Origin of the sequence: Micromonospora sp. GCM10011541 (genome assembly GCF_042650725.1) — a bacterium.
Classification (GTDB): Bacteria; Actinomycetota; Actinomycetes; order Mycobacteriales; family Micromonosporaceae; genus Micromonospora; species Micromonospora sicca.
On sequence record NZ_JBHSBP010000026.1, the window covers coordinates 79,198 to 91,652 of the forward strand.

At 72.5% G+C, this 12,455-nt stretch carries 9 protein-coding genes; 5 read left to right on the top strand and 4 right to left on the bottom strand.

Annotation, left to right across the window (positions count from 1 at the left end; all coding sequences use genetic code 11):
- Window positions 1–112: 112 nt before the first annotated feature.
- Window positions 113–3,421, top strand: a complete 3,309-nt coding sequence (locus ACFOYX_RS11140) for a S8 family serine peptidase (protein ID WP_322440695.1) — start codon at window positions 113–115, stop codon at window positions 3,419–3,421.
- A 284-nt stretch (window positions 3,422–3,705) separates the two neighbouring features.
- Entirely contained in the window at window positions 3,706–6,930 is a 3,225-nt protein-coding gene (locus tag ACFOYX_RS11145) for a S8 family serine peptidase (protein ID WP_322440696.1), read from the top strand.
- A gap of 60 nt (window positions 6,931–6,990) precedes the next feature.
- On the opposite strand, the gene ACFOYX_RS11150 is transcribed toward ACFOYX_RS11145, so the two are convergent.
- A complete protein-coding gene (locus tag ACFOYX_RS11150; protein WP_322440697.1) occupies window positions 6,991–7,425 on the bottom strand; it encodes a hypothetical protein in 435 nt (144 codons plus the stop codon).
- 46 nt (window positions 7,426–7,471) lie between these two features.
- The gene (locus ACFOYX_RS11155; RefSeq protein ID WP_322440698.1) at window positions 7,472–8,464 is read right to left on the bottom strand and encodes a 4-hydroxy-3-methylbut-2-enyl diphosphate reductase; all 993 of its coding nucleotides are present in this window, start codon (window positions 8,462–8,464) and stop codon (window positions 7,472–7,474) included.
- 145 nt (window positions 8,465–8,609) lie between these two features.
- On the opposite strand from ACFOYX_RS11155, the gene ACFOYX_RS11160 reads away from it, so the two are divergent.
- The 3 genes from ACFOYX_RS11160 (at window position 8,610) to ACFOYX_RS11170 (ending at window position 10,416) form a co-directional block, all read left to right on the top strand.
- The gene (locus ACFOYX_RS11160) at window positions 8,610–8,834 is read left to right on the top strand and encodes a hypothetical protein (RefSeq protein ID WP_322440699.1); all 225 of its coding nucleotides are present in this window, start codon (window positions 8,610–8,612) and stop codon (window positions 8,832–8,834) included.
- A gap of 101 nt (window positions 8,835–8,935) precedes the next feature.
- Window positions 8,936–10,156, top strand: a complete 1,221-nt coding sequence (gene xseA, locus ACFOYX_RS11165) for an exodeoxyribonuclease VII large subunit (RefSeq protein WP_322440700.1) — start codon at window positions 8,936–8,938, stop codon at window positions 10,154–10,156.
- Window positions 10,157–10,203: 47 nt separating this feature from the next.
- Window positions 10,204–10,416: an exodeoxyribonuclease VII small subunit gene (locus tag ACFOYX_RS11170; RefSeq protein WP_109806007.1), complete on the top strand. Its 213-nt coding sequence runs from the start codon at window positions 10,204–10,206 to the stop codon at window positions 10,414–10,416.
- A 39-nt stretch (window positions 10,417–10,455) separates the two neighbouring features.
- On the opposite strand, the gene ACFOYX_RS11175 is transcribed toward ACFOYX_RS11170, so the two are convergent.
- Both ACFOYX_RS11175 and ACFOYX_RS11180 read right to left on the bottom strand, forming a co-directional pair.
- Window positions 10,456–11,298, bottom strand: coding sequence for a hypothetical protein (locus ACFOYX_RS11175; protein WP_322440701.1), 843 nt, complete (start codon window positions 11,296–11,298; stop codon window positions 10,456–10,458).
- 267 nt (window positions 11,299–11,565) lie between these two features.
- Window positions 11,566–12,333, bottom strand: a complete 768-nt coding sequence (locus ACFOYX_RS11180) for a DUF4245 domain-containing protein (RefSeq protein ID WP_322440702.1) — start codon at window positions 12,331–12,333, stop codon at window positions 11,566–11,568.
- Window positions 12,334–12,455 lie beyond the last annotated feature (122 nt).

The following is a 12,455-nucleotide window of genomic DNA, read 5'->3' on the forward strand; positions in this document are numbered from 1 at the left end:
CGGACCGGTCACAACCTACGTCCCGGTAGTGACATCGACGCCGGCCACCCCGAAGGATTTCGCTCACGCGTGCCCTGTTTCTGAAGGGCCCTGTTCTCTGGAGGAAGAGAACGTGAGTAAACCCCGCAACCTGAGCCGGCGTACCTCCGCCGCGCTCTTCGCCTCGGTCCTGGCGGCCGGCGCCATGACCGTGGGGGGTGGTGCCGCGACCGCGAGCGCCGCCCCCGCCACCACCCCCGACGCCTCGCAGCCGACCGCCGTCGAGACGCTGGGCGCGCACGACGCCAAGCTCCTCGACGAGGCGGAGGCGAAGCACGCCCCGACCGTCACCCTGATCATCGCCGCCAAGAAGGGGTCGGCCAAGAAGGTCGCCGACGGCCTGAAGGGCCTGGGCGCCTCCATCAGCGAGCGGTACGACCAGGTCGGCTACCTGCTGGCCAAGGTCCCCACCGCGAAGGTCCTCAAGGCCGCCACGCTGCCCGGCGTCTCCGCCGTCGACCTCGACGAGACCATCAAGCTCCCCGACCCGGCCCCCGAGGCCGCCCCGGCCGGCGCGAAGACCGCCGAGCAGGGCGAGACCCTGGCCGGCCCCGGTGGGGACACCGGCGCGGTCAACCCGTACATGCCGACCAACGAGACCGGCGCGGAGGCCTTCAAGGCCGCGCACCCGGAGTGGGACGGCCGCGGCGTCACCATCGGCATCATGGACTCCGGCATCGACCTGGACCAGCCGGCGCTGCAGAAGACCACCACGGGCGAACGCAAGATCGTCGACTGGGTCACCGCGACCGACCCGCTCGAGGACGCCACCTGGCGGGCGATGATCACCGAGGTCGCCGGCCCGTCCTTCACCACCGGCAGCGGCGCCACCGCGGTCACCTGGACCGCGCCCGCCGGCACCTACCGCTTCAACACCTTCCGCGAGTCCATCACGGCGGCCAGCGACCCGGCCGGCGACGTGAACCGCGACGGCGACACGACCGACTCGTGGGGCATCCTCTACAACCCCGTGACCCACGACATCCGGGTGGACGCCAACCAGAACCGCGACTTCACCGACGACGAGGTGATGCGGCCGTACAAGGAGAAGTTCCAGGTCGGCCACTTCGGCACGGACAACCCGGCCACCGCGGTACGCGAGCAGATGCCGTTCGTCGTGGAGTACCGCGAGGACGTCGACACCACTCCGGTCGGCGGCCCCGGCCTCGTCGACTACGTGAACGTCGGCATCATCGAGGCGACCCACGGCACGCACGTCGCCGGCATCACCGCCGCCAACGACATGCTGGGCAACAGCGCCTTCGACGGCGCCGCCCCCGGCGCCAAGCTGGTCTCCGCCCGGGCCTGCTCCTGGGGCGGTGGCTGCACCGCCGCGGCGCTCACCACCGGCATGGCCGACCTGGTGATCAACCGCAAGGTCGACGTGGTCAACATGTCGATCGGTGGCCTGCCGGCGCTCAACGACGGCTCGAACGCCCGCGCGAACCTCTACAACGACCTGATCAACACGTACGGCGTGCAGATGTTCATCTCGGCCGGCAACTCCGGCCCGGGCCTGAACACCGTCGGCGACCCCTCCGTCGCCACCGACGTGGTCAGCGTCGCCGCGAACATCAGCAAGGACACCTGGCTGGCCAACTACGGCTCGGTGGTCCGCAAGGACAACGCGCTGTTCAACTTCTCCTCGCGCGGCCCGCGTGAGGACGGCGGCTTCAAGCCGAGCATCTCCGCCCCCGGCTCGGCAATCTCCACCGCGCCGACCTGGCAGCCGGGCAACCCGGTCCCCGAGGCCGGCTACCCGCTGCCCCCGGGCTACCAGATGCTGAACGGCACCTCGATGGCCTCCCCGCAGGCCACCGGCGCCGCCGCGCTGCTGCTGTCGGCCGCGAAGGCGACCGACAAGGGCGTCACCCCGGCCGCGCTGCGCCGGGCCATCTACACCTCCGCCAAGCCGATCGCCGCCGTCCCGACGTACGGCCAGGGTTACGGCATGTTCAACGTGCCGGGCGCGTGGGGCCTGCTGGCCGCGGGCGTGCAGACCCGGAGCTACACCTCCGCGGCGCCGGTCTGCACCGAACTGTCGGGGAACCTGACCAGGTACAACAAGACCTCCGGCGAGTTCGAGCCGACCCCGAACGTGGGCGTCGGCGTCTACAACCGCTGCGCCGCCGACCGCGGTGGCCAGAAGGTCAAGGAGAGCCGCTACTACGAGGTCAAGCTGACCCGGACCAGCGGCCCGAACAAGGGCATCGCCCACAACGTCGCGTTCCGCGGCAACGACGGCACGTTCAGCGCGCCGCAGGTCGTGTGGCTGCCGCTGAACAAGACCGTCACCGTCAAGGTCAAGGCGAAGCCGCTGACCGCGGGGGCGCACGGCGCGATCATGACGATCGACGACCCGGCCACCTCGGTGGTCGACTTCGAGGTCTCCACCGTCGTGGTCGCCTCGAACGCGGTCTCCGCCCCGGAGTACTCCTTCTCCAGCGGGGGTTCGGTCGAGCGGAACGGCTTCACCTCGTACTTCGTGACGGTGCCGCAGGGCGCGGGCGCGCTCCAGGTCAACCTCTCCGGCATCGCGGCCGGTTCGCAGACCCGGTTCATCGCCATCAACCCGTACGGCGTGCCGGTGGAGAGCACCGCGAGCACCGCCTGCTACACCAACTTCTCCGACGCCGCCGCCTGCAAGCCGCAGGAGCGGGACTACCAGAACCCGATCGCGGGTGTCTGGGAGATCGAGGTGGAGGCCCGCCGGACCTCGCCGGCGCTGGACAACCCGTTCCAGCTCCAGGCTCGGGTGCAGGGCGTCAAGGTCGAGCCGGCCGTGGTCGAGCTGCCGTCGGTCACCGCCGGCACGCCGACCGAGGTGAGCTGGGGCCTGACCAACACCTTCGGCCCGGTCCAGGTCACCGGCGTGGGTGGCCCGCTCTCCAGCGTCCGCGCCGAGCGCCCGAGCATCACCCAGGGCGCCAGCCAGGAGTACCTGGTGGACGTTCCGGCGGGGGCGACCTCGTTCACCGCGCGGATCGGCAACACCACGGACCTCGGTGCCGACCTGGACCTGTACGTCTTCCTCGGCGCAAAGGAGGTCGGCCGGTCGGCCGACGGTGACTCAGAGGAGGCCGTCACCCTGAACAGCCCGGCCGCCGGTACCTACCGGGTGGTCGTGGACGGCTACTCCGTCAACGCCGCCGGCACCGCGTACGACTACCGGGACTCCTTCTCGGCTGCGGCGCTGGGCACGCTCTCCGCCCCGAACACCCCGCTGTCCCTGGCCAACGGCGCCACCGCCACCCTCACCGGTACGGTGACCGCCCTGGCCACCCCGGCCGCCGGTCGCGAGCTCTTCGGCGACCTGGCCGTCACCACCATCGAGGGCGCGGTCGTCGGCCGCGGCTCGGTGGCCATCGGCGCGGTGAACTGACCGCCCGCCGACCACCACACAGGAGCCCGCCCCCGGTCCACCGGGGGCGGGCTCCTGCCTTCCGGGGCCAGCCCGGATGGCCGACCGGTTGGTCCGTAACGGCCGATCGGCGGCGGAACACGTCTCTTTTTACTTGCCGCCGGGCAATTACTCGGGCCATTGTTACGGGCAGCCGCTCGATGTGACGTATCTGTCACACCGGTCGCTGGACCAGTGACGGCGGCGTCCCTGACGCCCGCCCCCTGGTACCGCCCTCCCCCTCGCTCTCCCCCGGAGGCAGAGACGTGAGTAGAACCCCCATCCGACGCAACCGCGCGGCTGCCGCGGTCCTCGCATCGGTGTTGACCGCCGGCGCCCTGACCACGGCATTCGCCGGCGCACCCGCCAACGCCCAGCCGTCCGTCGACGCCGTCAAGAGCAGCGCCGCCGGCTGGACCCCCACCGACCAGGACCGGCTGACCGAGGCCCGAGACAGGGGCCAGCAGACGGTCACCGTCCTGGTCGGAGCGCAGTCCGGGCAGGTCACGACCGTCGCCGACGGCCTGGCCGGACTCGGCGCCAACGTCCTCTACCGGGACGACACCCTGGGCTACCTGCGCGCCGAGGTGGCCGTCGACCGGGCCGACCGCGTCCCGCAGCTCAACGGCGTGCAGACCGTGGAGATCGACGCGGCCGTCCCGCTGCCCGACCCGCGCCCCGACGCGTCCGAGGCCCCGGCGCCCCAGCCCGCGCCGGGCAAGAACACGCCGGCCGTCAACCCGTACATGCCGATTGGTGACATGGGGGCGGCGCAGTTCGTGGCCGACCACCCCACGGTCGACGGACGCGGCGCCACCGTCGGCATCATCGACACCGGCGTTGACCTGGCGCACCCGGCGCTGCGTACCACAACCACCGGCGAGCGGAAGATCGTCGACTGGGTCACCGCGACCTCCCCAACGGAGGACGGCGACCCGACCTGGATCAGCATGGCGACGAACATCTCAGGCCCCACCTTCACCGCGGACAACCGCAGCTGGACCGCGCCGGGCTCCGGCTCCTACCGGTTCGGCGTCTTCAACGAGCGGGCCGCCGCCCTCGGCGGCGAGGTGGGCAACGACGTCAACCGGGACGGCAACCCCGCCGGCAGCAGCGGCCTCTTCGGCGTGCTCTGGGACGGCGGCAGCACCGTCTGGGTCGACACCAACCAGAACGGCTCCTTCGCCGACCAGACCCCGATGACCGACTACAAGGTCCGGTACGACGTCGGCACGTTCGGCACCGACGACCCGGCGACCCCCATCGCCGAGTCGATGCCGTTCGTCGTGCAGGTCGACGGCAAGGGCAAGTTCGTCAACATCGGCATCGTCGCCGGCGCGCACGGCTCGCACGTCGCCGGAATCACCGCCGCTAACGGCCTGTTCGGCGGGGCGATGACCGGCGCCGCCCCGGGTGCCAAGCTGGTCTCCGTCCGGGTCTGCATGTTCGTCGGCGGCTGCACCTCGCACGCCCTGATCGAGGGCATGATCTACGCCGCCAAGCAGGCGAACGTGGACGTCATCAACATGTCAATCGGCGGCCTCCCGTCGCTGAACGACGGCAACAACACCCGGGCGCTGCTCTACAACCGCCTCATCGACCAGTACAACGTGCAGATGTTCATCTCGGCCGGGAACAGCGGGCCGGGCACGAACACCGTCGGCGATCCGTCGGTGGCCGAGAAGGTGATGAGCATCGGATCGTACGTCACCGACGCCACCTGGCGGGCCAACTACGGCTCCAGCTCGCCGTACGCCGACAACCTGCACTACTACAGCTCGCGCGGTCCCGGCGAGGACGGTGGGTTCAAGCCCAACGTTGTCGCCCCGGGTTCGGCCATCTCGAGCATCCCCACCTGGCAGCCGGGCGGTCCGGTCACCGGAACGTACGCGCTGCCGCCGGGCTACGCGATGTTCAACGGCACCTCGATGGCCTCGCCGCAGGCGGCGGGCGCCGGGGCGCTGCTGGTCAGCGCCGCCAAGGCGCAGGGCTTCCAGCGCCAGCCGGCGCAGATCCGGCAGGCCATGATGTCGTCGGCCCGGTTCATCGACAACGCCGGGGCGTACGAGCAGGGCGCCGGCCTGATCAACGTGCCGGCGGCGTACGAGCTGCTGCGGAAGAACATCAAGACGGTCGGCATCACCTCCTCGGTGCCGGTGAACACCGTGCTCTCCGGTTTCCTCGCGAGGCCCGGCGTCGGCGTCGGCATCTACGACCGCGAGGGCGTCACGGTCGGCAAGGAGTACAACCGCACCTACACCTTCACCCGCACCAGCGGCGGGTCGAAGGCGGTCACCTACAACCTGTCCTGGCTCGGCAACGACGGTACCTTCGCCACCGGCACATCGGTGGCGCTGCCCCTGAACAAGCCGGTCACGCTCACCGTGAAGGTCAACCCGGCGACCCCGGGTGCCCACTCGGCGGTCCTGCGGCTGGACGACCCGGCCACCACCGGCGTCGACTACCAGACGATGAACATGGTCGTCGCCCCGTACGCCTTCCAGGCGGGCGACAACTACCAGGCGCGGATCAGCGACACGGTGGGTCGCAACCAGTCCCTGCACTACTACTTCAAGGTGCCGGCCGGCACGCCCGCGTTGAAGGTGGACTTCGCCGGCCCGACCGGCGCGGCGGGCGCGGGTCAGGCGCGGTTCCTGCGCTACCACCCGTACGGCGTGGCGATCGACGACAACGCGTCGAGCTCCTGCTACGTCCCGGCCGCGGGCGTCTGCGCCACCGGCTCGGCGACCAGCCGTACGACCTCCAACCCGCTGGCCGGGGTATGGGAGGTCACCGTGGACGGTCGGCGTACCTCGGACGCGGAGTGGACGCCGTTCACCCTCACCGCCTCGGTGCTCGGTGCGACCGTGTCCCCCAACCCCGACGTGATCGACTCGGCCACGGCGAACACGCCGGTGTCCCGGTCGTACACGATGACCAGCACGCTCGGTGCGTTCACCGGCCGGGCGGTTGGCACCACGCTGGGCAGTGCCCGGCAGGGTCCGTTCACCATCGCCAACCACGGCAGCCAGGAGTACGACCTGACTGTGAGCCCGGGTTCGACCCAGCTCCGGGCCACCATCGGCGGGACCTCCGACCCCGGCGCCGACCTGGACCTGTACGTGCTCAACTGCACGTCCGGGACCTGCGTGGAGGCCGGGCGGAGCGCCGACGGCGACTCGGAGGAGTCGGTGACGATCGCCACCCCGGCTGCGGGTGCCTGGAAGGTACGTGTGGACGGGTACTCGGTGCCCGCCGGCTCGACGAGCTACAACTACATCGACGTCTTCACCAACCCGGCCTTTGGCACGGTGGCGGTGACCGACGCCAACGCGCCGCACCTCAGCGGCGCCTCGTGGACGGTGCCCGGTTCGGTGACCGCGAAGGCCGCCCCGGCAAGCGGTCGCGTGCTCTACGGCAATGTGCAGGTCCGCACCGACACGAACATTCTGATCGGCAGCGGTGACGTGGTGGTGCGGAGCGTCGACTGACGATTCCGCGAGGCAGGAGGCCCGTCCCCACACCGGGGGCGGGCCTCCTGCGTTCGAGGCTCAGGCGGGGCGGGCGGCTTCGACGACGAAGGGGGTGCCCTGTTGGCAGGTGGTCATCATGCCGGGCTGGGAGCGGCCGGTGACCGTGACCCGGGCGCCGGGCTTCAGCACGTCGCGGGGGCCGCCGATGAGCAGGTTGCCGTCGAGCAGCAGGCAGTTGGGCTCGACCCCGGCCTGGATGGTGCCGGTGAGGGTGGTGTCACCCGCCGGCGGGGGCTTCGTCGGACCGGGGGTGCCCTTGGGCGGCTTCGTGGGCAGCGGGTCGACCGGGTTCTGCGGGTCGTTCGGGCTGTTGGTCGGGTTCGGGTTCGGCTGGCTGGTCACCGGGGCTGCTCCCGTCGGGGTGGCGGTGCCGTCCGTACCGCCCTGGCCGCCGCAGGCGCTCAGCGCCGCGCAGACGACCAGGGCGGGGACGGCGAGCCGAAGGTTCCTCATACCCGTATCGGACGTACGGCTGGGGTGGTTCGTTCCCGGCGGCCGGTCAGCCCTGCGCGGCGGTCGCGGCGGCCTTCATGTCCCGCTTGAGCTCCTGCGGCAGCGAGAAGGTCAGCCGCTCGTTGGCGGTGGTGATCTCCTCGACGTCGGTGAAGCCCCGCTCGGCGAGGTGCGCGAGCACCTGCTGGACCAGCTCGTCGGGGACGCTGGCGCCGGAGGTGACGCCGACCGTGCCGGCGCCGGCCAGCCAGGCGTCGTCGATCTCGTCGGCGAAGTCGACCAGGTGACCGGCGCGGGCGCCGGCGTCCAGGGCGACCTCGACCAGGCGCACCGAGTTGGAGGAGTTGCGCGATCCGACGACGATCACCACGTCGCAGTCGGGGGCGATCTCCTTCACCACGTGCTGCCGGTTGGAGGTCGCGTAGCAGATGTCGTCGCTGGGCGGCGACTGGAGCAGCGGCAGCCGAGACTTGAGCCGGGCCACGGTCTCCAGCGTCTCGTCCACCGACAGGGTGGTCTGCGAGAGCCAGACGACCTTGTTCGGGTCGCGCACGGTGACCTTGTCGGCCCCGTCCGGGCCGTCGACCAACTGGATGTGCGCGGGGGCCTCACCGGCGGTGCCGACGACCTCCTCGTGCCCCTCGTGGCCGATCAGCAGGATGTCGTAGTCCTCGGCGGCGAACCGCTTGGCCTCCTGGTGCACCTTGGTGACCAGCGGGCAGGTCGCGTCGATCGCCTTCAGCGAGCGCGCCTTCGCCTGCTCGTAGACCTCGGGGGCCACGCCGTGCGCGGAGAAGATCACGGTGGCGCCCTCGGGCACCTCCTCGTTCTCCTCCACGAAGATCGCGCCCTGGGCCTCCAGGGTCTGCACCACGTGCTTGTTGTGCACGATCTGCTTGCGCACGTAGATGGGCGCGCCGTAGAGCTTCAGCGCCTCCTCGACGGTCTGCACCGCCCGGTCCACGCCCGCGCAGTAGCCGCGGGGCTTGGCCAGGAGCACGCGCTTGCCGGTCCGGGGAGTCGTCTCAGCCTGAGTCACCCGCCCATCCTACGTGCCCGGTTTTCCGACGGCAGCGGCTGCGACCCGCGCCACAGAAGGCCGCACGGGCTGGCGGAATGACCGGACCGGCAGCGCGCGGGGCCACCGGAGACCCCTGCACGGGTACGAGAGGACGCGCGCCCTGGTGATCCAGAAGACCCCTGACGAGATCGAGCTGATGGCCCGGGCGGGTGCCGTCCTGGCCGAGGTGCACGAGGTGCTGGCCGAGGCGGCCGCCCCCGGCGTCACCACCCCGGAGCTGGACGCGCTCGCCGCCGAGATCGCGGCCGAGGCGGGCCCCGGGTCCTCACCGCCCGCCCCCACGGAGACCCACCTCCTCACCCACCCCCTGCGCGCCGCCGGCCCGTGACCTTCACGTCGATCATGAGGTTGGCGGGTGGATCGGAGCTCGAACCGCCCGTCGACCTCATGATCAACGGCGTCGGGGCGGCGGGATCGTAGGGTGGGCGGGTGAGTGGAGGCGAAGCGGGGCGGAGCACGTCGGAAGAGCCGTGGCCGGTACGGGTGGTCAGCCAGAAGGTGGGAGCCTGGATCGCGCGGCTCGGCTGGGTGTGGGTGGACGGGCAGGTGGCGCAGATCAGCCGCCGTCCCGGGGCGAGCACCGTGTTCCTCACCCTGCGCGACCCGTCGGCGGATCTCAGCCTGACCGTCACCACCAACCGGGACGTGCTCGACGCGGGCGCGCCGGAGCTGCGCGAGGGCGCCCGGGTGGTGCTGCACGCCAAGCCGGAGTTCTACGCCGCCCGGGGCACGCTGAGCCTGCGCGCCGACGAGATCCGGCAGGTGGGGCTCGGCGAGCTGCTGGCCCGGCTGGAGAAGCTCAAGAAGCTGCTCGCCGCCGAGGGCCTTTTCGACCGGAACCGCAAGCGCCGCCCGCCGTTCCTGCCCGGCCGGATCGGGCTGATCACCGGCCGCGCCTCGGCCGCCGAGCGGGACGTGCTGACCAACGCGCGGCGGCGCTGGCCGGCGGTGGAGTTCCGCACGGTCAACGTCGCGGTGCAGGGGCCGAGCGCCGTCCCGCAGATCGTCGACGCGCTCAAGGTGCTCGACGCGGACCCGACCATCGACGTGATCATCCTGGCCCGGGGCGGCGGCAGCATCGAGGACCTGCTCCCCTTCTCCGACGAGGCGCTCTGCCGGGCGGTCTTCGCCTGCCGTACGCCGGTGGTCAGCGCCATCGGCCACGAGACGGACGCGCCGCTGGTCGACTACGTCGCCGACGTCCGCGCCTCGACGCCCACCGACGCGGCGAAGCGGATCGTCCCCGACCTGACCGAGGAGGTACGCCTCATCGGCCAGGCCCGGTCCCGCCTGGAGCGGGCCGTCCGCAACCTGGTCGACCGGGAGTCGCACCGGCTGGACCTGCTCCGCTCCCGCCCGGTGCTGGCCCGGCCGCAGGTGATGGTGGACCAGCGCGCCGCCGAGGTGGCCGCGCTGCGCGACCGGACCGGCCGCTGCCTGGACCACCGGCTCGGCGCCGCCGGCGACGACCTGCGGCACACCCTGGCCCGGCTGCGCGCGCTCTCGCCCGCCGCGACCCTCGACCGTGGATACGCGATCGTGCAGCGCGCCGACGGCCATGTGGTCCGGGCGGCCGCCGAGGTGGCCAAGGGCGACCCGCTGCGGGTACGCCTCGCCGACGGCGAGCTGACCGCGACCGTCGACGGCTGACCGGCGGCGGGCGGGCGACGGCGGGCGGATGTGGTGGGATGGGTGCGATGACTGACGAGAAGAAGGACGAGCGGCTCAGCTACGAGCAGGCCCGCGCCGAGCTGGCCCAGGTGGTCGAGCGGCTGGAGACCGGCGGCACGTCGCTGGAGGAGTCGCTGGCGCTCTGGGAGCGCGGCGAGCAGTTGGCCGACATCTGCCAGCGCTGGCTGGACGGCGCCCGGGCGCGGATCGACGCGGCCCGGCAGCGCGCCGAGGACTGACGCGACGGCGGGACGGCCGGAGCCGCCCCGCCGTCGGGCTCAGTTGAACAGGTTGTAGAACTCCGGCGGGGCCTCCACCACCTGGTCGGCCGACGGCTTCTGTGCGGCCGAGGCGTTGCCGTAGTCCGAGTACGTGACCTTGATGTCCTGGGCGGCGCTCTGGCCGGCCGCCGGCATCTGGACCACCATCTCGCTGAGCCGGCCCTGCGGGTCGAGCTTCGCGGTAAACGGCACCGACTTCGCCTGCGCGCCGAGCGCGGTGATCACGGTGGGGTCGACCGAACCGGCCTCGGCCGCCCTGGACACGTCGAGCGTGCCGGCGTACATGCCGTCGCCGGTCTGCCGGACCTCGGTGATGCCCTGCGTCAGCACCGCGCTGCCGGCCGGGTCGACCTTCTCGAAGTCGAAGCCCAGCGCCCGGTTGCCCTTGATCCGGGTCTGGTCCAGGTGCTGGTACTTGCCGAGGTTGAGCTTCTGCACCCCGGGGATGCTGCCGGCCGACTTGCCGCCCAGCTCCACCTTCACCCAGCTGTCCGGCTTGAGGTGGATCAGGTCGAGCTTCATCATCAGGTCGGAGGACGCGTCGCCGATCGTCACCCGCATCTCCGCGCTCTGGCTGGGCTCGTGGACCTGGCCCTCGGCCGTGGAGCCGGCGCCGGACATGGTGAACCGGAAGTTGCCGTTCCGGATCTCGTTGGTGGAGTTCAGCAGCGCCTGCTTGGCGTCACCGGTGCCGGGGGTGGCGCCGCTCGGCGCGATGCTGCCGGCGACCGTCGGGGACGCGGAGGCCCCCGCCTCGCCGGTCCCGGTGCTGTTGCAGGCCGCCAGGCCAGGAGTGAGCAGCGCCGCGGCGAAAGCGGCTGCGCTGAAACGTCGAATCATCACGTGAACCTCTCCAGGTGGGTCATCCGGCCCACGGAGGCGCCGGAGGCGTGGCGCCGCAGCCCTCACGCCGGCTCCGGCGCACGAGCCGCGTCCGGCCGGCGGAGCGACCCGGCGAGCTCGTGCTCCCTCTGTTCCCTGAAGCGGCCTTCCGCAATCCCTGTCCGGTCCGCGCGACCCCGGACGGGCGACCCGGCCGGCGGCGGCGCGGGCCACCCCCGACCGCACGGGCTCAGCCCCTGAGGGCCCCTGACCCGCCAGCCGCCGTCAGCGGAGGGCGTTGGCGAGCTGGCGCAGCTCGGCGTCCCCGGCGTCGCCGACCACGATCACCGTCCTCGTCGGTTCCAGCAGCACCAGCGCCTGCTCGTTGCCGCGGGCGGTGTAGCGCTGCCACCTCCCGCCGGGCAGGTCGGCCGTCCCCTGCGGCTGGCCGCCGCTCAGCTCGGCGGGCAGCAGCTTCTCGGCGGGCACGTTGCTCTGCACGAGCTGCGCGCCGCGCCCCTCCGGGGTCAGGTAACCGATTCGCAGCGTCGCCCCGGTCGGCTCGGTCCGGTAGCGGGCGCTGACCGTACGCCAGTCGGCGGCCAGGCCGGCCGGCGCGCTGACCGGGAACGTGTTGGCCGCCCGCGCCTGCTCGACGGCGGGCGCGGGGTCCACGGTGGCCGGCTCGTCGCCGCCGAGGAACCCCCGGTAGAAGGCGAGCAGCAGCGCGATGGGGACCAGCAGCACGAGCAGCGACAGCGCCATGTCCCGGGGCGACCGCTCGGCGCGGGACTTCTCCCGGCGAGCCGGCGGCGCGGGCTGGTCGCCGGGGACGGCCGGGGGCTCGCCGGCCCCGCCCCGGGCCGCGCCGTGGGCCGGCTCGACCAGCGCCGGCTCGCCCGCGTCGGCGAGGGGCGCGGGTCCGGTGGCGGGCTCGACGAGGGCCGGCTCGCCGGCCGCCGGGGACGGCCCGGCGGTCGACCGGAGAGGCGGCTGGCCGTCCGGCGGGGTCGTGTCGGTGGGTACGCGGTTGGCTGGCTGTGCGGGTTCCACCCGCCCATTCTCGCAGCCGGCCGATCGGTGTCGCCCGGCCACCGGCGCCCACGGGCGGGGGCCGGTCGCGATCCGCCGCCCGGCCCCCTGGCTCGCCCACGCCAGCACCCCGCGCGACCGCC